This is a genomic window from Methylocaldum sp., assembly GCF_039794385.1.
In the GTDB taxonomy this organism is placed as follows: Bacteria; Pseudomonadota; Gammaproteobacteria; order Methylococcales; family Methylococcaceae; genus Methylocaldum.
Genome location: NZ_JBDIVO010000044.1, coordinates 1 through 21,656, shown reverse-complemented (window position 1 = coordinate 21,656; position 21,656 = coordinate 1). Strand labels below are relative to the sequence as shown.

At 59.5% G+C, this 21,656-nt stretch carries 22 protein-coding genes; 11 read left to right on the top strand and 11 right to left on the bottom strand.

Annotated elements, in window-relative coordinates:
* Nucleotides 1–224 precede the first annotated feature (224 nt).
* From cas1f to ABJK70_RS06475, 5 genes are read right to left on the bottom strand one after another with little or no spacing between them, the layout of a single operon-like run.
* Entirely contained in the window at nt 225–1,172 is a 948-nt protein-coding gene (cas1f, locus tag ABJK70_RS06495; protein ID WP_347257596.1) for a type I-F CRISPR-associated endonuclease Cas1f, read from the bottom strand.
* A complete protein-coding gene (gene cas6f, locus ABJK70_RS06490; protein ID WP_347257595.1) occupies nt 1,169–1,753 on the bottom strand; it encodes a type I-F CRISPR-associated endoribonuclease Cas6/Csy4 in 585 nt (194 codons plus the stop codon). Before cas6f ends, cas1f begins: the two co-directional genes overlap by 4 nt.
* Nucleotides 1,750–2,820, bottom strand: coding sequence for a type I-F CRISPR-associated protein Csy3 (gene csy3 / locus ABJK70_RS06485; protein WP_347257594.1), 1,071 nt, complete (start codon nt 2,818–2,820; stop codon nt 1,750–1,752). The genes cas6f and csy3 overlap by 4 nt, the downstream gene beginning before the upstream one ends.
* 3 nt (nt 2,821–2,823) lie before the next feature.
* Nucleotides 2,824–3,660: a type I-F CRISPR-associated protein Csy2 gene (locus ABJK70_RS06480; protein ID WP_347257593.1), complete on the bottom strand. Its 837-nt coding sequence runs from the start codon at nt 3,658–3,660 to the stop codon at nt 2,824–2,826.
* Nucleotides 3,657–4,778, bottom strand: a complete 1,122-nt coding sequence (locus ABJK70_RS06475; RefSeq protein ID WP_347257592.1) for a type I-F CRISPR-associated protein Csy1 — start codon at nt 4,776–4,778, stop codon at nt 3,657–3,659. Before ABJK70_RS06475 ends, ABJK70_RS06480 begins: the two co-directional genes overlap by 4 nt.
* A gap of 120 nt (nt 4,779–4,898) precedes the next feature.
* On the opposite strand from ABJK70_RS06475, the gene ABJK70_RS06470 reads away from it, so the two are divergent.
* Both ABJK70_RS06470 and ABJK70_RS06465 read left to right on the top strand, forming a co-directional pair.
* A complete protein-coding gene (locus ABJK70_RS06470; RefSeq protein ID WP_347257591.1) occupies nt 4,899–5,717 on the top strand; it encodes a WYL domain-containing protein in 819 nt (272 codons plus the stop codon).
* 4 nt (nt 5,718–5,721) lie between these two features.
* Nucleotides 5,722–8,697: an HD domain-containing protein gene (locus ABJK70_RS06465; RefSeq protein WP_347257590.1), complete on the top strand. Its 2,976-nt coding sequence runs from the start codon at nt 5,722–5,724 to the stop codon at nt 8,695–8,697.
* 239 nt (nt 8,698–8,936) lie between these two features.
* Here ABJK70_RS06465 and ABJK70_RS06460 read toward each other — a convergent pair whose 3' ends face one another.
* The 4 genes from ABJK70_RS06460 to ABJK70_RS06445 all read right to left on the bottom strand — a co-directional run bounded on the left by ABJK70_RS06460 (nt 8,937) and on the right by ABJK70_RS06445 (nt 11,705).
* The gene (locus ABJK70_RS06460) at nt 8,937–9,503 is read right to left on the bottom strand and encodes a Uma2 family endonuclease (RefSeq protein WP_347257589.1); all 567 of its coding nucleotides are present in this window, start codon (nt 9,501–9,503) and stop codon (nt 8,937–8,939) included.
* Nucleotides 9,504–9,641: 138 nt separating this feature from the next.
* Nucleotides 9,642–10,577, bottom strand: a complete 936-nt coding sequence (locus ABJK70_RS06455) for an Rpn family recombination-promoting nuclease/putative transposase (protein WP_347257588.1) — start codon at nt 10,575–10,577, stop codon at nt 9,642–9,644.
* Between the two features lie 733 nt (nt 10,578–11,310).
* Nucleotides 11,311–11,514 carry a hypothetical protein gene (locus tag ABJK70_RS06450; protein ID WP_086133860.1) on the bottom strand — a complete coding sequence of 68 codons (204 nt, stop codon included), beginning with the start codon at nt 11,512–11,514 and terminating at the stop codon, nt 11,311–11,313.
* Nucleotides 11,514–11,705, bottom strand: coding sequence for a hypothetical protein (locus ABJK70_RS06445; protein ID WP_139841047.1), 192 nt, complete (start codon nt 11,703–11,705; stop codon nt 11,514–11,516). Before ABJK70_RS06445 ends, ABJK70_RS06450 begins: the two co-directional genes overlap by 1 nt.
* A 125-nt stretch (nt 11,706–11,830) precedes the next feature.
* On the opposite strand from ABJK70_RS06445, the gene ABJK70_RS06440 reads away from it, so the two are divergent.
* The 7 genes from ABJK70_RS06440 (at nt 11,831) to ABJK70_RS06410 (ending at nt 15,944) form a co-directional block, all read left to right on the top strand.
* Entirely contained in the window at nt 11,831–12,295 is a 465-nt protein-coding gene (locus tag ABJK70_RS06440; RefSeq protein WP_086133858.1) for a hypothetical protein, read from the top strand.
* Nucleotides 12,296–12,399: 104 nt separating this feature from the next.
* Nucleotides 12,400–12,840, top strand: a complete 441-nt coding sequence (locus ABJK70_RS06435) for a hypothetical protein (protein WP_139841046.1) — start codon at nt 12,400–12,402, stop codon at nt 12,838–12,840.
* A gap of 105 nt (nt 12,841–12,945) precedes the next feature.
* Nucleotides 12,946–13,431: a DNA repair protein RadC gene (gene radC / locus ABJK70_RS06430; RefSeq protein ID WP_347257587.1), complete on the top strand. Its 486-nt coding sequence runs from the start codon at nt 12,946–12,948 to the stop codon at nt 13,429–13,431.
* A 130-nt stretch (nt 13,432–13,561) separates the two neighbouring features.
* The gene (locus tag ABJK70_RS06425; protein ID WP_086133855.1) at nt 13,562–13,987 is read left to right on the top strand and encodes a hypothetical protein; all 426 of its coding nucleotides are present in this window, start codon (nt 13,562–13,564) and stop codon (nt 13,985–13,987) included.
* Nucleotides 13,988–14,076: 89 nt separating this feature from the next.
* The gene (locus ABJK70_RS06420; RefSeq protein WP_347257586.1) at nt 14,077–14,298 is read left to right on the top strand and encodes a hypothetical protein; all 222 of its coding nucleotides are present in this window, start codon (nt 14,077–14,079) and stop codon (nt 14,296–14,298) included.
* A gap of 236 nt (nt 14,299–14,534) precedes the next feature.
* Nucleotides 14,535–15,626 (top strand): toprim domain-containing protein, encoded by a 1,092-nt coding sequence (locus ABJK70_RS06415; protein ID WP_139841045.1) that lies wholly within the window; start codon nt 14,535–14,537, stop codon nt 15,624–15,626.
* A 12-nt stretch (nt 15,627–15,638) separates the two neighbouring features.
* A complete protein-coding gene (locus tag ABJK70_RS06410) occupies nt 15,639–15,944 on the top strand; it encodes a hypothetical protein (protein ID WP_086133852.1) in 306 nt (101 codons plus the stop codon).
* Nucleotides 15,945–16,454: 510 nt separating this feature from the next.
* Here the strand turns inward: ABJK70_RS06410 and ABJK70_RS06405 are convergent.
* Both ABJK70_RS06405 and tnpA read right to left on the bottom strand, forming a co-directional pair.
* Nucleotides 16,455–17,603, bottom strand: a complete 1,149-nt coding sequence (locus ABJK70_RS06405; protein ID WP_086133850.1) for an RNA-guided endonuclease TnpB family protein — start codon at nt 17,601–17,603, stop codon at nt 16,455–16,457.
* Nucleotides 17,604–17,606: 3 nt separating this feature from the next.
* Complete coding sequence (tnpA, locus tag ABJK70_RS06400; protein WP_086133849.1) at nt 17,607–18,020, bottom strand: IS200/IS605 family transposase; 414 nt, start codon at nt 18,018–18,020, stop codon at nt 17,607–17,609.
* 517 nt (nt 18,021–18,537) lie between these two features.
* On the opposite strand from tnpA, the gene ABJK70_RS06395 reads away from it, so the two are divergent.
* Both ABJK70_RS06395 and ABJK70_RS06390 read left to right on the top strand, forming a co-directional pair.
* Nucleotides 18,538–18,786, top strand: coding sequence for an RHS repeat domain-containing protein (locus ABJK70_RS06395; RefSeq protein WP_086133848.1), 249 nt, complete (start codon nt 18,538–18,540; stop codon nt 18,784–18,786).
* Nucleotides 18,787–18,943: 157 nt separating this feature from the next.
* Nucleotides 18,944–21,656 (top strand): DUF6531 domain-containing protein (locus ABJK70_RS06390; protein ID WP_347257585.1); only part of this gene is annotated, 2,713 nt, incomplete at its 3' end.

The window sequence follows — 21,656 nt, the reverse complement described above, 5'->3', positions numbered from 1 at the left end:
GGAACACAGGTTTTACATGAACAAACACCGTCTGACATTTTTCTAAGCCGCCTACTCGGCGGAACACACGTGCGAGCCCTGAAAATTTCAACGAGGAACTTTCTAAGCCGCCTACTCGGCGGAACACTCAAGAATTTTCAATAAATCTCCTTTTTAGTCATGAAGTTAAATGAAAAATCCGGTTACAGGGATTACTTCCATTTAATCCATGCATGAGGCTGATTTTAAAGGCTTTTTTGCGGAAGCTCAGAAACGAAGGTAAAAAGGCGGTCGAGGATTTCCTGTTTTTGACAGGTCTCGATCAAGGCGCTACGAAAGTCCTGTTGTTTAACCTTCTTCGCACCCATGAGAAAGGCCGCGGGCATCACAAATGCGTCTTTCACAAGGTCCGCCACGTCGAAGACCAACGCACCACGGCGAGTTTTGCCATGCAGCAGCGGTAACGAAAAGCTGATACCCAGGCCGTTCAGAACCGTCGCCGCATAACCGTAGGCAATGTAGTTGCCATGATCGAGAAACCCGTTGATGACATCCGCCTTGGTTTCCCGTGTCCCTTTGCCTTCTTCCCGTCGGAACTCCAATTTGAGACCGCGCGCCAGCTCCGCATACAGGGCTTTCGCCCAGTGGCTCTCGGCTAGGAGCAGTGCCTGGGTGCTTTCAGCAGCGCCGACATCGGCGTCGAAACGCCGTAGCAAGCTATCAGGAATTGTGACATGGCGTTTCAGTAGTTCTGCATTATCCGACCAGGCTTCCAATGTCCATTCCAGCCGTTGCCGCAGCATGTGCTTCGCCATTTTCAAACGGCGCGGCTCGTCGAACCAGGCCTTTACCCAGGCCTGCATATATTCTGTTGGACGGTATTCGCTTTGTGGCGCCAGGAAGGTGATATCGGTCACGGAAAAAAGTGGCGACCCGCCGGAACCACAGAATCCGACCAGCACGTTGGCATCGGCCAAGCGGCGAGCGGCGGCATCGGTGATGGAGGTGCCCTTGCCAAGGAGCACAAACGCTGTATTGCGTTCGGGTATGTTGAAGAACCGCTCTACATCTTCACCGGTCTCTGTGAGATACACCACCCGCTCATCCTTCTGCATGACCCGTACGTGTTCGAGATAGAACACATTGGCTCGCTTGGAAAGGAGGATGGAGCGCGGCTTGATTTGGGGTTTCATCGCAAATCCGGCAACGCGAACGGCCGCGTGGTCACAGACAGACCATAGCTGTCCGGAATCCCGTCTGATGAGGGACGGGCCGCTGGCCGGATTTCCACGTACAGACCAAACTGCTGCCCTGTACTTTGGCTGTGCATGATGAAAAAGGGCAACCGTTCAGTCTGTGCCCGCTGCATCCGCCGTTCCCTGAGATCATCGTCAGGTTTCCGGCAAGATCGACGAGCGGGAATTCGGTAACGCCTGAATTCCGTCCAGGTCCCATCGTAATCGACCGGGACCTTTCGTGGATACCCGAGTTGGATGTAATCCCGGATGACGGGATGACTTTCCACGGCTTGCACCAATTCGTCCAAGTCATCGCGCTCCCCGGCGAAGACGCGCAATGTGGAAAAGGGCCGGTCGGCGTAACGGGGCAGGGCGAGGGCGTACCGTCCGGGCCGTTCTTTGAAGGCACCGTGCAAAACCCGAAGTGCAGCGCCGGCAACGACAGCGGCGGGCACGCCAGCGGCGCGCCTTTGCGTGCGATCGCCGTCGTCGACCTTCGGTTCGATGATAAAGTCGAGATAATGGCGAGGATTCATTTTCCGCTTTCCGAGAAAACGCCACCCCGGATCAGACTCGCGATAGCGAACATGCCGTCTGGCGAGGAAGGATCGAGTTGATTCAGGCGCTTCACCATATCGAAGGCTGAGATTTTCTTCGCGTCGCGGAAAAACGTCTGAGCTTCCAAATTGGCGCCGTTGGGCTCGACCGGAATCGGTCGTCCGAAGGTCGGAAAGTCAGGGTACCAGGTGTCGATGGTGCGCAAGGCATTCGAGATTTTCTGGTCGCGCAGCGCGGCATGACCCATACGGCGGATACCGGTGGTTTTGTCCGCGCGTTCCGGCGCGCCCAGACAATACAGCGAACGGGCGAATCCTCTCGGCTTGTCTTCGATGTAATTTTGCGAGGGGAAAACTTCGATCGCCCCTTTGCCGCCGAATTCGACGCGGGCCAGGATATCCAGTGTCGCGGTAACATCGCCGCGCAAACCTTCAACGATCACGTGTGCCACGTTTTTTTCATCTTCCAAATAGTCATCAAAACGTCCGAGAGGCACCCGTAAGGCATCAATCGTGGCTAGATGCTTGCCATCGTGGTTCACCGTAACCGTTACGGTACGGGCGATCAGACGGTTGCGCCACAACCAGCGGGCATTGGCGATGTTGCGGGCATAACGGCGAGCCACTTCGAGGATGCCATCGCTGGTCTTGGCACGGTCGATGAACCCGTCGATGCTTTGGCGTAACGCGGCAATTTCGGCTTCGGTGTCCTTGGCGCCCGGTGCGCAGGCGAAAAGAGCCTTGGAAAAATCAAGGAAACGCAGGGAAAACCGGACGATCAAGGCATCCGCATCTGGGGCCAATTTGGCAGAGTCGGTAGTTTGGATGTTGGAAATTTCCTGCCGTTTGGCTTCTGCCGCTACGGCGGTTTCGCCGTTGCCGCTCTTATTGATATTCTGCGTACCTCGAATACCGTGCCGGATCACATAAACCAGGTACTGTTCGAACTGGCCACCAATTTCGTTATAAAACGGGGCATCGGATATGACGATGCCGCGTTGGAACGAAAGAACGCCCGGCAGCTTCTTGAATACCGTATCGGTCATGGATCAACTCTCCTTCTGGGTAACGATAAAGACGTCTTCGCGCGGCCAGGCGTAGCGCCATAGGGGCAGGGGCCTGTCGGCGAGGCGATGAACGGAAACGTATTGCACGAGCCCCACTAGAGGCTCGGCGTACGCATGGAGGTAGCCCTCGCGTGCCCCTTTGCGGGCGGCGAATTCGGTGAGTGTGGCGTAGCCCAACGTGGTGGGGACAATCCAAGTGTCAAGGACATCGGCTTGGTCCGTGACGGACGACGCACCGTTCTCGCGCTGACGGAACCGAGTACAGGCTTGAATGAGGGCATCGAGTGGATCGCCCTGTTCGTCCGACATTTCCAACAAGTCGGTCCGTTCGACAATCCAATAGCCGGTCCGAATAGCGGTCTGGATTTCATCTCGTGTATTCAGCGGCTTGGGCTTGCCATGGCTGATGATTTGGCCGCCAGCCAACCGCGCGTTGACGAGGAATCTTTCGACCTTTGATGGCGAGGGCAGACCCTCCCGGCTGTCGAAAGCCAGCAGCAACGAAAGCGTAAGATGACAGGAGGCGGTGGGCTGTAGCGAAAGCGCGTTCTTGTTCTTGGACGAGTAATCGTGCTTGTCAATGAATACGGCACCGCGGCGTTGTTGGGGCAGAAACTGTCCGAAGAAGCGCTCACCCAGCAGCTGGGCATCATGATGGACGATCCCGACCCCATGGGGAAAAACGCCGACGTGCCGGCCAAGATTATGGGTGAATAAGGCGACGGCCATTACCGGTGTGCAATTGATCAGCCACCAGGCGGACTGTGCGTTGGCCGTTTGCACTTCGAGGCGTGGCAGGAGCAGGTATTCGAAAATCATCGGGCTTCCTCCTCGATCCAGCGAGCGATCGTGTCAAGGGAGCCGCCGTCCAACGCGATGACGCCTTCTTTTTCGCCGAATGAATAAGCGCCAATGGCGCGCGCAACCCGCGCTCCAAATTGACGGGGCCAGTCCTTGCCGCGTTCCGCGGGATCGATCAGGCCGCGAATGACACCGTCCTGCAGTTGGTCCGACAGCAGACCGGTACCGGGCAGGTCATCGCGCCTCTCCCCCAATCGGCGAAGCGCTTTAGCGCCCTGGTTCAGCACCGCCCGACCGATCGCCTTTATCAGTGCGCACTCGGCATCGCGATGAGCCATGTCGGTGGGAATGCGTCCGCCGTTCTCGGCCTTGGCCTTTTCCCGCCAATCGCGCCAAGCCGCCATCGATTGGCGTGGTAGTCCAAGGCGAATTCCTTTGTAGTGAATGGCATAAGCCGCCCGAATTTCAGGGTTTTCTTTTGGGGCATCGAAAAGAAGGGCGGTCTGCATGTCCCGGACCAAGGCACCGACATTCTGCGGGTTGGCGCCGCCGATGCCCAGTCGGCTTAGAGACCACCGCGGAAAACCCGAACGGACTTCGGGCTCTCTTTCACTCTGCTCGGCGTTCTTGAGCGCCTCGAGATGAGCCTGCACCCGCCGGTTAATTTCCCGACTCAGGCCGCCACTCGGTAGCGGACTGATGGCGACATAATCCACTCCTCTCGGGAGCAACAGCTGCCGGAGTCGCGGTGAAACGCTGTCGGTTCCTTCTTGGTACCCCGTGCTCAAGGCGTGCGCGATCGCCGCCAAGTGGCTTTGAGCTTCACGAGTATCCTGATCGTGCTCGCCGCTGGCGAGCTTGTGGATCTGTTTGACGACTGTGGCGGTATTTCCGGTGTTCTTGGTGTAGTCCGTGTCTATGGTTCGGCCGCGCGTCATCAAGCACCGCACCGACACATAGGGCAAGCGCAGTCCTGCGCCGCTGTCGAGCCGAATACCGCAGGCGCTTGCGTTGGAATTCACTCCCTTCGCGGAAAAGTGCACCAGCTTTTGGGCGACGTCTCGATAATCCGATGAGGTGAATGGCTTCCAGTCCTCTTTCCCTGATTCTTTGGAGGTCTTGGATACATCCGTCATAAGAAATTATTCCCAGAAAAGTACGAATGACGTATATCTTTTGGATCATATTTATCCTGATTTTCAATGTCAAGCCATTGAATGTACGATTTATGTATATCTGATTTATAAGGTGACACCATGAAAATTGCCACTTACCGTTCGCCTGATGACGTGCACTTATTCGTTTTGCGTCGAGCGGTTCGCTTCGGATATGTGACTCGGCGGGACGTACTAGAGGCGTTTGATCGGATCGGCACCACGAAGGCCACGCTGGCCATGGACTACGCGGCCACCCATTGGCCACGAACGCTCGAGCGCACCGGCAAAGCAGTACGGCTCAGAGAAGAACCGGAGATACCGCCGGAAGCTCAAGAAACCCAACTGATAGAATGCCTGGAAAACGGCTGGCTGGAGTTCCGTCACACGGGGTTGCGGGAGCAGGAACTGCCGGTAGAGCGAATTCGCTGGACAGCAGCGGCACCGCAGAAGTCCGGTGCGTTAACGGAAATCGTAAAGGCCATCGTTTGGCAGCGGCCGGTGCGGATTTGTTATGTTGGATTGCGGCGGGGCGAAACAGCGCGCTGGCGGCTGATTTATCCGGCTGGGCTGGAACGCCTGGGGGATCAATGGCGGATCGTCGCTCAGGATTTGGAGGCACCCGGCTATCCTGTCAGGACCTTCGTACTGCCGCGTGTCTTCGACGCCGAAGCGTCCGACGCGGCACTGCCGAACGATATTGTTCGCCAGTCGGGAGAGGATCGGCTGGACGCGATTCCAGTCCGATTTGACCCCCGCTTGACGAGGGACCAACGTGAAGCCCTGGCTCATGAATTAGGGATTCAAGACGATGTTGTGTCGCTGCCCCGCCGGGGCATCTTCGAATACTTCCGACGCTTCTCGGACGAACCTGCCAGTGCTGACGCTGTCTGGCCGGTCATTTATCGAATAGAGGAATAAACCGGTGCATGTGTTGTTCATATCCGCATGCGAGAAAAAAGCGCTCAAGCGAACCCGCGCCATACTGGACAGCTACGCGCTCCGGACTGGCGAGCGCGCCTGGGCTTCGCCGATTACGCTTGAGGGCTTGCGGGAAGTACGCGCGGCTCTAAAACGCTCGGCCACCCGCCAAACGGCCGTAGCTTGCTATCGCAATGACGGGCGGATGCGGATGAAACTGTTGTGGGTCGTCGGTTCGCGGGACGCCTTCGGTCCGGACGGGCATTATCCGCTGGGTACGACGACGGTGAAAATCAAGGCGCCGGTGGCTGACTGGGTGCGGATGGCTTCGCTGCTGGCCCAAGCCGCAGGTTGGTGCCACGATTTCGGTAAGGCGTCTCGGCTATTTCAGCAGAAGTTGAGCGAGGCGAGCTGCAAGACGGACTGTATACGTCACGAGTGGATCTCCATGCGCGTGCTGCAAGCAATGCGGGCTGGAAACTCCTGGGACGATGCATGGGAAAAGGTGGGGAATCGAGCTTGGTTGGAATCGAACGCCTTGGAGGAGGGCATCGAATCCGCCTGGGCGGCCCTCGATTATCTGGTAGCCACCCATCATCGCCTGCTGGGACCGAAGGGGAAAAAGGCGCTTCCTCCAGACCATACCAACCATTTTTCCGGCGAGCCGCTGGATCGCCAAGGACTCTTGCCGAAAGCGCCTCTGTCGTCCAAACTGTTCGATGCCGTCCGGAATCTGATCAAGCGCGTGGAGAAGCTGGCGCCGGACAAGGACCGCGCTTATTGGCGTGTCGTGGCGATCATTGCCCGTGCGAGCCTCATTCTGGCGGATCATGTGATTTCGGCTCAGCCGAAAACCGGGGAATCGGAACTGTATGCCAATACTCATGAGGGCCGCCTCAGCCAGCCTCTGGACTGGCATCTTCAGGAAGTGGCCCACGCCGCCGGTGACGCCGCTTACCGCATTGCGACGCTGCGCCTGCCAGGGCTTTCGGAAGAAGCCGTAGAGGCTATCAGTCAACCCGCGGAAGCGCCTTACCTTTGGCAAAACCGTGCCGCCGAGGCGTTGGCAGCTTTCCGGGAGCGCTCCGACCAACCGATGCTGGTCTTCAACATCGCAGGCACCGGCAGCGGCAAGACCCGCATGAACGCGCGTGCAGCCACTGTATTAGCGCAGGGGCAGGTTCGCTTTGCCGTGGCGCTTAACCTGCGCACGCTTACCCTACAAACCGGTGACGCATTCAGAACCCAGTTGCAAATTGGCACAGACGAAATGGCCTGCATCATAGGCGATAAGGTGACCCTGGCGTTGCATGAGTCGCAGCGGCAAGAGGAGGCGGATACGGACGGCAACGAAGCGGAGCCGGACTTGGAAGCTTCCGGGGAGGATTTCACTATTCCGGGTTGGCTTGAACGGTTTGCCGAACACAAACCCGCATTCCGTGCCGTCGTGGGCGCACCGATCCTGGTGTCGACGGTGGACTTTCTCGCGGCAGCCGGCATGCCGCACCGCCAGGGACATCACGTCTCGGCCCTATTGCGACTGGCTGACAGTGACCTGGTCCTGGACGAGGTGGATAGCTATGACCCACAGCCACTTGTAGCGATATTGCGCTTGGTCCAGATGGCGGCCCTGTTTGGGCGTAATGTCATCTGCTCTACCGCCACCCTGGCAGAACCGGTAGCGATGGCGATTTACACGGCCTATCACAGCGGCGCGAGGTTGCGAGCAGCCCTGACGGGTACCGTTCCGGCGTTCGGTTATGCCTTTATCGACAACTACACGGTGCCAAAGATCATCGAAACCGGCGCGGAAGCGGATTTTTTGGAATCCTACCGTGACCAAATCAGCCACATTCGGCCCGCACTCGGCAAACGTTCGGAACGTATCCCTTACTTGCAAACGATTGAGGAGCAATCCACCGACGCGTGGCGGTCCGCCATTCTTGAAAGCGTCAACCGGCTTCACCGGGTCCATGCCTGGATTCATGGCCCTACTGGCAAACGCATCTCCTTCGGCCTCGTGCGCATTGCCAATATCGGGTCGGCTATCGCTATGGCGAGGTTCCTCGCAACCAATCTGCCGCATGCGCGGGTCGCCTGCTACCACTCGCAAGATAACACGATTCAACGTTTTCTCAAGGAAAAGCGGTTGGACGGGTTGTTGAACCGAAAGCGAGGAAATGATCGAATCGAGAAGGACGCCGAGCTCTTCGAGCTACTATCCGCCAATGAAAGTACGGATATACCGTTCATCGTCGTGGCGACACCGGTCGAGGAAATTGGCAGAGATCACGATTTCGATTGGGCGGTAATCGAACCTTCCAGCACTCGCTCCATCGTGCAAACCGCTGGCCGCGTCAACCGTCACCGGCGCAGCGAGATCCGCGAGCCGAATATCGCACTTTTGCAATACAACTATCGCTGGGCGAAGGGCGAAAAGAAAGTCTTCCACAGGCCCGGCTTCGAAGTCGGCGATGAAGCCTATCCGTCTCACGATCTAAAGGCGTTGCTGAACTGGGACAGCTTACGCGTTATCAATGCGGGTCTGATGTTCGACGGCCACCTGTTCTCGGAACTGGACAATAAAAGCATTCGTCGAGTGCTTGATCTCGCGGCGAGGCGCTTGTTCGACGTGGACGCAGTGACACCCTGGTGGATCAGCCAGTCTGTATATGATGAGTACCCTTTGCGGGAGCAAGACGATTCGTTTGACGTGAGTGTCAATGAAGAGGAGCGATACTTTTTTCTATTGCCGAGCAATGGGGAATTTCGGTGGGTAGATCGGAGCAGCTTTGTTCAAACCATTCCACGGGTATCGAATGACTGGTTAGTCTGGAGTCCCGAACAGCTGTTCGAAGAATGTCGCCGTTCTGGCATTGATTGGGAGAAGGGGATGCGCGTCTCGATTCGGCACTACCGAGACGAAACGGCTCAACTGATTGTTGATCGTTCGTTTGGGTTCAGTCTGCAAGCCGCGTGACTCCAATTCAAGCGGCACGCGTGAGTGTGTAAAAAACGGTAACGAGTTTTTATCTGTCTGAAAACCAGTTGCGAAGGGTTGCTAGAGGAACGTTTGCGGAAATGGAAGCCAGGGTTCTCTGAACCGTTTCGCAAGGACTGTCTCGAAGCGGTGCGTTTCTCAGTATGGTGGTTGACCCAATTCGAAAGGTTGCGGGCCTGAGCAGAGGGTTCCCGCTCCTTCAACAGGTGCAGCAGGCATCAACCAAGAAGTTCCACGAGATCGACATCAATCTCCGGAAGCGCCAAAGGCGTCAGACGTTCGCCCGGAATGTATCGCTGCACGTCTCGGTAGCCGTCGGCAGACGGTTCCCGGAACACCTCGACGGCCCGGTTTTCAAGATCCACCAACCAGACTTCCAGGATACCGTGACGGGCATACAGGGGAATCTTGACCGAACGGTCGTAGGTGAGCGAGGAGTCGGCCACCTCGATCAAAAGCAAAACGTCTTCTGGGCCTGGGTGGGCATCGATGTAACTTCTATTTCTGACAACCGTAACGTCCGGCTGGGGCTCATTACCACTGTTAATGAGTACGGGATTTTGCACATCCAGCAGCGCTTGTGAGGGAAGTTTGCCCGCCAAAATACGAATGAGTTTTCGTACCGTCTCTGCATGTTTGGTCCCGATCGGCGCCATGTCGATGATTTCACCCTCGATGAGCTCTACCCGGTCGTCTTCGGAAAAGATGCTGGCTTCGCCCATGCGGTGAAATTCCTCAACGGTGATCCGGTGACGTCGTGGAAAGGTTTCGGTATTGACATTCACGATAATCCCTCCAAGAGTGCGGATAACTTGAGGTCTGCTACTCCAAAGCAGAAAAGAACACTCACCGTTTCGCGGGACTGTACAAGCGTCCCAAGAAGCCTTCCGCTCTACACACGATTAAACGGATACGAGGCAGCATCAAAGATCAAACACGTCCTCAATGGCCTGCGCCGTCAGCACCCGTTCACCCCAATGGAGCAACGTCTCGGCATCGGCTCGGCTCACGCGAGTCCGATCGGCCTCGTTCAAGGGGCCAAAGCGTTGCTCGAGTTGCCTTAACAATAACGCCGCTTCGCCTTCCAGCCGGCCTTGGCGTTTCCATTCTTCCGTCCATTCGGTGACGCGTTCCGCCAACATGCTCTGTACCTCTTGCAAGTCGTTGATACGGCCCAATTCTACCCCCGGCAACCGGCCCGGTAAAAATACCCGTTTCAGCCAGACCGTGAAGGCCCGCCGCAGAGAGCTCTGTTCCGGCGCCCGTAACCAGGTGACCAAGGCCGCGAGGATCCGTTCCACGTCTTGCGGCGTCCGGCTGTTTTCCAGTCGAAACAGCGTCGCGGCGAGATTTCGGAGCGGCGCGAGTTCGCTCTCGGCATAGCGGCCTTCGTCCAGCAGGAAATACCTCGACCGAGGACGGTAAGTCTCCAATCCGCCCGGAACCGGCACGATAAGATCGGCGATATCGATGGGGGCGCTCCAACGCGGGTTGCCGTTGTAGAGGACGATCGGCAAGACCGGCGGCAACCGCCCTTCGCCGGCAAGTTGTCCGGTCCGGACGAGATCCTGGTAGAGCAACCCCAGGTAGACCAGAATGCGAACCGCCATGTAGCGATCAACCGTCGATTGGAACTCGATGAGCAGATAGACGTATAGCCACTCCCGGCCCCAACGCCCCCGCCAGATGACATCGCCTTCCCGCTCCCGGAGGTCGTCGGCCACATAGCTGCCGTTGACCTTCTCGCGACTATCGAAATCCAACTGCTGCACCCAGTCTTCGCGAACGAATCCCCGCAACAGGTCCGCCACCATCTCGGCGTGGGAGAACAGCAATTTGTAGCTTTGATCGTGGTCCATGGGCGTATCGCGGCAAAAATCTGGAGTTCAGACTGATTGACAGCCGATCAATTTAGAGACAAAAATTAGACCCGTCTCGGCGCTTGCCGTCGCGGCAGACCTAGCTGGGGTCTCAAACAAAACAGCCCGATGCCAGCCATGGGGAAATCGTTCCCTAGGGCTATAGACGTAACCCGTCGTTCCCGAACTTCTTTCGAAGTCCAGTTCCCGCGTCCCGCGAGGGGTTAGCCGCCTTTCGCCATTCCCTACGTGTCCACTCGAGCGGCCAGCTAAGCCTGATTGCCCTGCGGATTCATTCCGAATACCCGTGATCCCTTTTCCACTGATCTTGTGTGAACGAGGCCAGCGGAAAAGCCGATTGTTCATGCGCTCGTTTCGACGGGCGTTGACTCCTGCCTTCGGCAGGCGTTCCGCCATAAGGCGGCGGGGAAACGAACCTTCTCCGAACCGGATACGTCAAGACCGGTAATCCGACGCCTGCGGGAACATCCCGCTGTCAATTCAACATTCATCCCGCCGGGAGACGTCCTCCCGGTCCGGGATCGGCGTTTCTCCGGTGGTATGCAGCCCTAGGAGAAACGCATGGATAAAGACTTTGTATCGACTTATCTGCGCTTTTTAAAGGAAGCATCAGACGCTGAAATCAACCGAGAGCGAGCAAGACTTCAAGCTCTCAGTAGCACGCTTATCGATTCCGAGACGAAGCGAGATCTTCGTTGGATGATCGGCAAGGTCATAGAAGAGCTTCAAGCTCGATCTGAGGTTGCGGGGCTGGAGAATCGGCGCAATACGCGAGAGTAAGACGCCCACGAGGGCGTAGTTTCTCCAGCAAGGCCTCGAATTCTTCGTCGGGGACATCGAAAGCCATCAGCGCGCGCCTTTCCAAAAGACGGCGTTGTTTGGTGCCGTCGAAGACCTGAAAACGTTTTTCGTTCATCAGAACACCTTTAGCGGGCAATCGCCGTGCAAAGGCACAGCTCTGAGATGGCCTCGCGGGGCGATGAGCGCATCGATCTCGTAGAGCTTTTCCATGTGAGAAGGATCGCCGGTGATCGCGAATTGTTCGATCGCCTTCCAGGCCTCGTCAAGGTAATGCTGTTTGCCGCCCTCGATCATTTTTAATGGCATCAACAGGCTCCGTGGTTTGTTCGGTTACTCAGGATACCCCGGAGCGATGAATCTGCAACCCCCGAAGGGAGATCGCTCCCTGACGGGGCTTGATCCCTTCGGCTTGCTAGCAGGAGGGATTAGTTATGAAACCCAAAGCATTTGCCAAGAAACTCGAAGCGATCGCGGAAGATCTCTTCGGCGTCACGGAGAGCGAATATGAGGCCGTATGCCGCTACCATGGCCTCTCGCTGCCGCCGCTTGAAATCGTCTTTCGCCGCTGGCCGGGGAAAGGCGAGTCCGAGCTGGCCAAGCTGCTCGTCGGCGGGCTCAATGGTGGAGATCCCGCCGAGCTGTTCCGGGGCCTGACGGACGAGGCGGTCTTCAAGCTCCACGAAGACATTCTTCAGCGGACACTGCATACGCTGGGCGATAGCCGCGTGGGCGAAGAGACCCGGCAATCCATTTTTCAGTGGATTGCTTCGAACGACGAACAGCCGTTCAGCTTCGTCACGTGTGCCCGCGTCTGCGGGTGTGACCCTGACGAGTTGCGCGAGCGGTTATTTTTCTATCTCCGGCGGCAGGAACGCCGGAATACGCGCGCGGCCTAACCTAGGCTCGCGTGCAATACGTAGCGTTGTTAAACTTTCGTTGTCCCTTCGGGAGCCGGTTTCCCGAAGGGGGCTGTGCTCCCGTTTTTGATTGGAGCACAAAAATGAGCACAAGTATGACGTTGCCGATCGAAATCTACGACATCTTAGAACGTCACTTCGGGCATGACGACAGCCGCCAGGTGGCGCATGCCATCGAGGCGAGCCTCACGCTGATCGAAAACCGCAGCATCGAGGTTGCCCAGCAGAAAAAGCTGGAGATCATCGAGGAACTGCGGAAGGAGTTGGCGAGCAAGGAGGACGTCCTCTCGGTAAAGGAAAGCCTGCATCAGGACATTGAATCATTGCGCAGGGAATTACTTGCCGTAATCGGTCGGGTCGATGCCCGAATCGACGGCTGGGAGCCGCGCATGGCAACCAAGGCGGACCTGGTCCAGTTGGACAAGAAGTTCACCATCTATTTTCTGGTGCTCCTGTTCGCCATTCTGATCGTAAACAAGGATGCGATTACTCTGCTGGGAACTCTACTGGGCCTGACCCGGTAAGTCCTTATCCTCCGTTCTGGTAAGCAGGACGGATGTTCAATCTCCATCGGGGAGACCCAATCTCCGACGGGGCATGGGTTTCTCCGATTTTTGAGGAAGAATCCCATGAGCACAACGCTATATATCCGCGATCGGATAGGGGACTACATTCCTGCCGATTCCGATCTCATCATCGCCGAGGCCAAACGCCGCATCGCCGCCAAATTCCGGCGGGGAGCCGCCTTGACCTCGCCGGATGCAGCACGGGACGCCGTTCAGCTGAAACTGGCCGAGTACGACCGCGAAGTCTTCGCCGGTCTGTTTCTGGACAATCAACACAAAGTGATCACATTCTCGGAGTTGTTTTACGGCACCATCGACGCCGCCAGCGTATATCCGCGCGAGGTGGTCAAGATGGCATTGGACTGCCATGCGGCGGCGGTGATTTTCTGTCACAACCATCCGTCCGGTTTGGCGGAACCCAGCCAGGCGGACAAGGCTATCACCGAGCGGCTCAAAACCGCCTTGAATCTGCTGGACATCCGCGTCCTCGACCATTTCATCGTCGGTGCCGACGCGGTCTATTCCTTCGCTGAACACGGTCTGCTGTAGGGAACTCCGCTAGCCGTAACAGCCGCAGCGCCTTTTCAGGCGCGCGACGGCCATTTTCATCACCCGACCGGGGAAACGCTTCCCCGGTGGGAGCGCTTCTCCGGTTTTTCAACGATCGGAGAAGCTTTTCATGAAAACATCTAAGAAACGCCGGACACCGGCGCGAGCCGCGCTTCACAACTTAGGCTCGTTGATCACCTATGAGGATCAGGGGATCGAGCGCTGCCTCGGCTATCTTCTGGTCGCCGCCGGTCACGGTGTTTTTGAACCGACCTTCGGGCGAGTCGATGTGATCCCCGGGGAGGCGGAGCTTCACAACCGTGCCCTGAGTGCAGCCGAAATCAAAGGGCTCGACGAGACCTGCGAGGTCGGTCAGGGCGCCGTGTTCTACCCCGCCGAGGCACTGGGCGGTTCGATCATCGTGTCCACGTGGACCGGCGACCGCATCGCCGAAGCCTCTCGAACCGGCCAGCGTCTCTACTTCCGCCGAAGCGGGAAAACCTTCGTCGGCCGAGGAAAACCGGGCACCGCCGTGTTTTTCAAGCGGGCCGACTAACCTCACCGACGTTGTATCAACCCGTCCGGGGTCGCGTGTTCCCGGACGGGGATGACGCCCCCGGACCCCTGCCAATAACGGAGGCTGTCATGAGTCAATCAGAACGCCGGCGCCGTTTCCACAGTCTCGTGGTCGCGGCGTGCAAGTCGTCAACCGACGATCTGGTCGCCGTGTTGCGTCATCATGCGGACCGGATGACGCTGCTGCATAAGGCGGCCGTTATTCGTGTGCTTGCGTTCAGAGGTTATTGCTGCCCTGGCTTGCCTTACCCGGAAGCCAGGCAAGCGGTTCGCAAAAGTTTGGGGATCTGAGCCGGACCCACCGGCCGATCCCCAAACGAACGGTACTTTCGTTGCGCGTGGTCAGCCGCCACGCCCTTCAAACATCTGACCCCCTGGGGGAGACGCGCTCCCCGTCAGGGGAAATCTGTCTCCTCCGGGTGGATTTCGAGCAATCCGCCCCGTACGCCGGGGTTTCCTTCAGCGCCCCGGCGGACGTTGAAGGAAATCCCGATGGCGGGGTTTCTTTTTTCAAGAGGAGACACAGCATGACGACTCGATCATCTCTGGAATCCTGGGAGGTGCGGAACGCGGCCCGCGGCGCCTGGCTGACCGTCCTGGGTGCTCTCGCGCCGGAACTGGAGGCCGCCTTAGCGAGGCCCGGAAGGCATGTGCCGTGTCCTGTCCACGGCGGACGCGACGGCTTTCGGCTGTATCGGGATGTCGAACAGACCGGGGGCGGCGTCTGTAACACCTGCGGCGCCTATCCGGACGGATTTTCGCTACTGATGTGGCTCAAGGGATGGAGTTTCCCCGACGCACTCGAAGCCGTGGCGAATGTTCTAGGGCTGGTCGGCACGAAGCCGGTCATGCCCGTCCGCCGACGTCCAGCCACGCGCCCGGTCGTCAAGACGGACGATGCGAGAACCCGGGAAGTCCTCCGGGCCATCTGGCGCGCCGCACGGCCGGTCGATCATCCGGATGCGGAGCCCATGCGCCGATATCTGGCTCATCGGGGACTGGCCGTTAGAGCGTCCGACCTGACCCACCTGAAGTACCATCCGGCGCTTCAGTACTGGACCGAGGACGGACGCTTGGTCGGCGTGTTCCCGGCCATGCTCGGCCTGGTCTTGTCCTCAGCCAGCGAACCGGTGACGATTCATCGGACCTTTCTGACGCCCGACGGCCGGAAAGCGCCGGTCGAATCGCCGAAGAAGCTGATGCCGGTTCCGGACGGGAAACGCCTGTCCGGGGCGGCCATCCGGCTGGGCGCGCCGGACCGCGTGCTGGGGGTGGCCGAAGGGATCGAGACGGCCCTCGCCGTGCAAGAGGCGACGGGCCTTCCGACCTGGGCCACGCTCAACGCGGCGTTGATGAAATCGTTCGAGCCGCCGGAAGGCATCGACACGCTCCTGATCTGGGCGGACGACGATCCGCTCCGAAAAGGCAAGCGCGCAGGCCTCGAGGCGGCGGAAGGACTACGGAAGCGTATGTCCGATCGCGGCCTGGCGGCCGAGATCTGGCTGCCGGACCGGTTCCGGCCAGCCGAAGGGGAGGGCGTCGATTGGCTGGACGTTCTGGTGACACAGGGTCCGTCCGGGTTCCCGTTCTCGCGATCGGCCGGTCGGCGCGCCGCTTAGGAGGGGTAAGACATGGGCATCGTCGATACAACGCTCGTGGATACGGCTCCGGGCGGTTATCCGGGCAATCCGTTCGCCCCGCCGTCTGGCTGGGAGGGCGACGACGAGGCATACGTCCAGCTGATGCGGGAACGTTTTCAGCGCGATCCCTGGCTGCGGCAGCGGCTCGGGATGGTCGCCTTCTATCGCCGTAATGGACGGCCGTACCGGATGATAGGCCCTTGGCGGGAAGCCATGGAGGGCATCATCGTCGCGGTCTGCCGACGGCTTGAACAAAGTAGAGTGGAGGATGGCGACATCGATGACGGCGGCGAGTAAGTCCGTCTGTTGTAGCGGTTATCGGGAACGCGCGCCAATGCATGCGCCGTTCCTCAACGTGTGAACCGTGCCTGTCTTTTTCGCGGTCTGACGAAAGGGACGTCGCTGTTCTGATTGCCGGGCCTGCGGCCTGCCGGCATAACGAATGAAACCGGATTCCCGTTGAACCGCGGGCGTCCGGGCCTTTTACCGGCTACAAGGCGCAACTGGCGGGCATAGCCATTGAAAAGATTCCAGCTGCCTACACCAGCAAAACGTGCCACGCCTGCGGGCATATCAACCGCAGGAAGAAACACGCCTACCGTTGCGAACGCTGCGGTCGGCAGGCACACGCCGACGCCAATGCCGCGATGAATATCCGTGATTGGGTAGGCTTGTGCTGTCCGTTGGTTCTTGAGGCTCCGGCGGACGGGCGGCATGACACCGCCCTGAACATGGTACGGGAACCGGCTGGCGTCTAGTCGGTCGTGGACCAAGAACGTAAATAACCCGCGACTGAAGTCGCAGGCTTTATTGTGAAGCGCAGACATGGTTGCCCATATCCACACTCCCGACATCAGGCGTATTTACAGCCGCCCTTGGCGAGACGGCGATCTCGCCAATCCGGGCAAGGTTCCGGCTGGCGTTACAGTCGCTGTGCGCCCGGAGACCACAGTGAGGGCACTCGAAACGGTGTTTCGAGCGCTTCCCCAACCCTCCACAACACGAGCAGGTCTGGCTGGTATAGGCCGGGCTGACATACTCGACAGCGATGCCCGCCACTTTCGCCTTGTATTCGACGAAGGTCTGCAACTGCCGCCATGCCCAGCGGTGCAGGCGGCCACGCATGCGCTTGCCCGCCTTGATCCGCTCCCAGATATGCGTCAGGTCTTCCATCGTGATCTTGGCGACACCGGCCTGGATTGCCGCCTGAACAATGGCCTTGCTCGTTTCGTGGTTGATGTGCTTCACATGCCGCGCCTCCTTGCCGGAGACCTGCCGGAGCTTTTGTCTCGCGCTCTGGCTGCCGTTGGACTGAAGACGACGGCGCAGGGCAAGGTAACGGTCGCGCCGGTCGCGCAGATGCTCGCCGCCGAAGACCTTGCCCGTACTGGTGGCGGCGAGGTTGTTTTCTCCGACATCCACGCCCATCACGGGGCCGGATGCCACGGGTTCAACGTCGCCAGACTCGACGACGAGGTTGAGAAACCATTTCCCTTTGCGAAAGACCAGCTCCGCTTCCTTCGGCTTGCCGGATTCGAGAATGCGGCGCTGGTGTTCGCCAAGGCGCATTGGCACCTCAATGCGCCCATCGAGGGTATAGAGCGAGACCGTCTCGCCCTTGAGGGAATAGGTGCGCTTGTCGAAGTGGACGCTGGCGCGGTCGAAGCGGATTCCGGGAACCGGCGCGTCCTTCCTGATGCGACCGAGTTCTTTTTGCGCCTTGTACGCCTTGCACACCGAGAAGATGGCGTTGCAGCACATCTGGCTGCCCAGCGGTGTCGCTTCGCGCAGCATCGTATAGGTCCGCTGGTGCAGACCGACGCGGTTCCACAGACGGTACTCGCGCACGATGGGAACAAGACGGTTGCACGCATCCGCGTAAGACGCTCGCAGGCGAGCGAGCGCGTCGGCCTGCGCCGCGCTCAATTCCAGCCGGATCGACGCCGTGCGCATCATCGCTTATCGCCTCTTAGTGACATGCTCGGAACGTTCGATGTAGCAACGGATGGTCTCGGCGCTGACATTGCCCGCCGTGCCAACATAGTACGACGGCGACCACAAGCTTCCGCCCCACAGCCGCTTCTTCAGCGCCGGGAACGTCTGGAACAGACGGCGGGCCGTGACACCCTTGAGCACCTTGACGGCATCGGCTACGGCAATGGCAGGCGGGATGCTGACAAACAGGTGGATGTGATCCGGCTGAATCTCCTTGGAGATCACCGGCCATCCCCGTTCCATGCAAATCGCGTCTAGCATTGCCCCCGTTTCCTCAGCAACCGTTCCGGTCAGCACATCGCGCTGATACTTCGGACACCAGATCACATGGTAGGCTGTTTGGTAAACACAATTACGGTTCGTGACTACTTCGACCATGCGATACAGTGTACACCACATGGTGCGCTTCGCGCACCCGCAATTCCTCCCCTGACTCAAGTCAGGGGTTTCCTTGCGGAGATTCTATGAATCTCTCTAGGTCTGTCTTCGGGAATCCCCAACTTCAGGCGGGGAAGGATGTCAATACCTTGCGTGCAGTTCATCGCCTCGCGAATGAAAACAAGAGCCTGGCGCTGTCACAGATCGCCACGTAGACCGCAGCTTTGGTGGAAAAGCGTAGTTGCTATACCTCTCAAAGAACCAGCTGCCGGCTTTGAGTCCCGGTTGGCCGTGATCGCCTCGCGGTGTCGGCCAATGCGTACACACTGTCAGTAAAAGCGCACACCAAAATCAGCCTTTTCCGACTTGCGACTGACCGGGGCCACTGGAAAAATTGTGCGCGCTAGGAATCCGTCAGACGGTGTGGCCGTTCCCAGCCAGGAGACCGGAAAGACCGGTCTGACAGGACTCTTCGCTGTCAGAACGCTTTGTTACTGGGATACAAGGAATCGCTAGGATGTCAATCTTTTCCAGCCTTCTTAAGGCCGGGGCGTGTTTGGGCGCCAGGGCTAACACATCGATCATCGCAAGCGCCGCTGTCGCGGCATCTCTGGCCGGCCCGGCCTGGGCCGGGTCCGTGACCTACACCTACGATACGCTGGGGCGGGTGATCACCGCTACCTACAGCAACGGGGTGGTCATCACCTACAGCTATGATGCGGCGGGCAACCGCACCAGCCATCTGGTGACCGGAGCGCCGAGCTGATCGGCCGCGCCATCCGGTTTTTTTCCCACGTCTCAAGTCAGCTTCGCGGCCGATCCACGTCAGTTGGACCGGTCAGAGGCTTGCGGGCGTATTTTCGTGAATTGAATCCATTTTCGAGGGCGTTGGCCTCACCGGACACATTAGGGGAGATAGGAAGATGTGGCGACAGCTCAGCGTGTCGATTTTTTTGGCGTTGTCGGTTCTCAGCGGTCCGCTCGCGGCCGACGGGAACGTCAGTTTCGGCGGCGGCGTGCCGGCGGTGGTGGACGAGTCGAGTCCGGCCTTCGGCAAGGCCAAGCCCGGCGCCCCGGCGAAGGCACCGGTGCGGCCCGTGGAGTCGTTGCCCGGCCTCAATCGGGCAATCTTCACGCCGGTGACGCCCGAGGAATCCGAGCAGGCTATCCACTCCCGGCCGGTGCCCGCCGACCTGAACCAGCCGGCCACAACCGACAAGACCTCGACCGCCCCCTTGAGCACGCTGCGCGTCAGTGGCGATGCCGCCCCGGCCGGCCCGGCGTCCATCACCGAGCTGGCGCGCGCCCTGCGCAACGATCCGGACCTGATCTACGAGTACGTGCGCAACAACATCGAATACTATCCGGTATGGGGCGTGCAGAAAGGTGCGCTCGGGACGATTCTGGACAACCAGGGCACCGCCTTCGACCAGGCGGCTCTCATGGTGTCGCTGCTGCGTCAAGCCGGCTATACCGCCAGTTATGTCAAGGGGCGCATCAACCTGACCGCCGCCCAGATCCACGACTGGCTCGGCATCGACACCTCGAACGTGTGCGCCGTATTGAACCTGCTCGCCAACGGCCAGGTGCCGATCGCTTCGGTAACCGCCACGGCGGCGGGCAGTTGTCCCGGTTCGACCGCGGCACTAGTCAGCATCAAGATCGACCATGTGTGGGTGAAAGCGACCCTCGGCGGAACCGCCTACCACTTCGATCCGAGCTTCAAGCCGCACACGATCAAGGCCGGCATCAACCTGACCACGGCCAGCGGCTACAACGCCTCCACCTATCTGACCCAGGCGCGGAGCGGCGCGACCATCACCGCGGACTATATCCAGGGCGTCAACCGCACCAACATCCGCAACAATCTCACCGCCTATGCGACCAATCTGACGAACTATCTTCGCACCAACCTGCCCGCCGGCACCGTGGACGACGCAGTCGGCGGCAAGACCATCAACCCCCACACCGGCGGCAGCCTGCGCCAGACCGGCTTGCCCTACCGGGACACCTCGGTGGCCTTGACCGAATGGACCGCGGACATCCCCGCCAATTACAGACCCACCTTAAGGATCCAATACCAGGGCATCGACAAGACCTACAGTTCGGATGCGATCTACGGCAAACGCCTGACGATCACCTACAACGCCTCCAACCAGCCGGTGCTCATGCTGGATGGCGCTGCCCAGGCCACCGGCACGGCGGTAACGCCCGGCACGGTCGGCACGGTGAGCTTCACCATCACCCATGGCGCCTACGCGCAAACCTTCGCCAATCAGGCGTTCACCCAGCAGATCAAGGCCGGCGGGACGTTCCTGGTCGGCAACGGCTGGGGGCCTGCGGGCCGAGGGCTGGTGGAGTTACATCAGAAGCGTTTGGATGAAGCCAAGGCGGCGGGCACCGCCGACACCTCCGAGCTGGTGCTGGGGTCCAGCCTCGCGGTGCTCTCGTCCACCTGGATCGCCCAGGTCAACGCCTCCGACTACCTCACCGACCGACTGGCGCAAACCAATACCCTGTTCCACCACCAGATCGGCATCGCCGGCTACAACACCGCCCCCTACGTCGACCTGCCCGGCAACTTCCTGAGCGTCGTCAGCCAGACGGCCAATGCCGCCAAGGAGGCCGCGGCCTTCTACAGCGACGCGATGCACTCGAGCATCTTCGAATCCACGTCCGTCCAGCAGACCGCAGGCGTCAGTGCGGTCTCCACGGTCAAATTGATCGACCTCGCGGCGACCAACAACGACCGCATCTACGATGCCAAATCGACCAACTACACGAGCGTCGTCCAGCCCAACCTGGTGGCCTGTTCGGCCTGGCTCAGCACCTTCCAGAACGCAGTCAACGCCGGCCGTCGCCTGATCCTGCCGACCCGCTGCAATCTGGCCGAGAACAGCTGGTCGGGCGTGGGGTATTTCGACATCCGGGCTGACGCCAGCGGCTGGGGGATCGGCGCCATCATCGGCGGCGGTCTGGCCGGCGGGTTTTCGACCACATCGTTGTCTCAACCGGCCTACACCGCGGCCACACAGAACAGCATGCCGGCTCAAAACGGCAGCCTGCTGCAAACGATCGGGAGATTTTTCAACGACCCCATCGACATGGCCAAGGGCCATTTCGTCTACGCCCACGAGGACATGACCGTCGGCACGGGCGCCTTCCCGCACGCGCTCAACTTCCGGAAGCTCTACAGCTCCGGCCTGCGCACCCAGGCCGGCCCCCTGGGCAAGGGCTGGACCCACAACCTCGCCGCGTCCGCCACGGTGAATTCGGACGGCTTCCAGGGCCTCGGCGAAGACTCCGCCCTCGATGCGGTGACCACCCTCGTCGAAAAGCTGGTGGCCCTCGACCTCCTCAGCGATACCGCCAAGCCGCTGGACAAGATGGTCATCGCCACCCTGGGCCAGCGCTGGTTCGGCGACCAGTTGATCGGCAACACCGTGATCGTCAAGCAAGGCCTCAACGGCGAGGTCTTCGTCAAGCTGCCGGACGGCACCTACAACCCGCCCCCCGGTAACGCGGCGCGGCTGATCAAGAACGCCGACGCCACCTATTCCTACGAAACCCTGCACCGCGACCAGCTCACCTTCAACGCGGCCGGCCGGATCGCCACCTTCCAAGAGGCCAGCGGGG

Coding starts and splice junctions, on each gene's coding strand:
- csy3 (WP_347257594.1), bottom strand. CDS start 2,820: ATGACCGATACGGTATTCAAGAAGCTGCCGGGCGTTCTTTCGTTCCAA.
- ABJK70_RS06435 (WP_139841046.1), top strand. CDS start 12,400: ATGAGCACAAGTATGACGTTGCCGATCGAAATCTACGACATCTTAGAA.
- ABJK70_RS06405 (WP_086133850.1), bottom strand. CDS start 17,603: ATGATGCGCACGGCGTCGATCCGGCTGGAATTGAGCGCGGCGCAGGCC.
- ABJK70_RS06450 (WP_086133860.1), bottom strand. CDS start 11,514: ATGAACGAAAAACGTTTTCAGGTCTTCGACGGCACCAAACAACGCCGT.
- radC (WP_347257587.1), top strand. CDS start 12,946: ATGAGCACAACGCTATATATCCGCGATCGGATAGGGGACTACATTCCT.
- cas6f (WP_347257595.1), bottom strand. CDS start 1,753: ATGAATCCTCGCCATTATCTCGACTTTATCATCGAACCGAAGGTCGAC.
- ABJK70_RS06425 (WP_086133855.1), top strand. CDS start 13,562: ATGAAAACATCTAAGAAACGCCGGACACCGGCGCGAGCCGCGCTTCAC.
- ABJK70_RS06395 (WP_086133848.1), top strand. CDS start 18,538: ATGTCAATCTTTTCCAGCCTTCTTAAGGCCGGGGCGTGTTTGGGCGCC.
- ABJK70_RS06415 (WP_139841045.1), top strand. CDS start 14,535: ATGACGACTCGATCATCTCTGGAATCCTGGGAGGTGCGGAACGCGGCC.
- ABJK70_RS06440 (WP_086133858.1), top strand. CDS start 11,831: ATGAAACCCAAAGCATTTGCCAAGAAACTCGAAGCGATCGCGGAAGAT.
- ABJK70_RS06475 (WP_347257592.1), bottom strand. CDS start 4,778: ATGACGGATGTATCCAAGACCTCCAAAGAATCAGGGAAAGAGGACTGG.
- ABJK70_RS06410 (WP_086133852.1), top strand. CDS start 15,639: ATGGGCATCGTCGATACAACGCTCGTGGATACGGCTCCGGGCGGTTAT.
- tnpA (WP_086133849.1), bottom strand. CDS start 18,020: ATGGTCGAAGTAGTCACGAACCGTAATTGTGTTTACCAAACAGCCTAC.
- ABJK70_RS06445 (WP_139841047.1), bottom strand. CDS start 11,705: ATGCCATTAAAAATGATCGAGGGCGGCAAACAGCATTACCTTGACGAG.
- cas1f (WP_347257596.1), bottom strand. CDS start 1,172: ATGAAACCCCAAATCAAGCCGCGCTCCATCCTCCTTTCCAAGCGAGCC.
- ABJK70_RS06470 (WP_347257591.1), top strand. CDS start 4,899: ATGAAAATTGCCACTTACCGTTCGCCTGATGACGTGCACTTATTCGTT.
- ABJK70_RS06455 (WP_347257588.1), bottom strand. CDS start 10,577: ATGGACCACGATCAAAGCTACAAATTGCTGTTCTCCCACGCCGAGATG.
- ABJK70_RS06420 (WP_347257586.1), top strand. CDS start 14,077: ATGAGTCAATCAGAACGCCGGCGCCGTTTCCACAGTCTCGTGGTCGCG.
- ABJK70_RS06480 (WP_347257593.1), bottom strand. CDS start 3,660: ATGATTTTCGAATACCTGCTCCTGCCACGCCTCGAAGTGCAAACGGCC.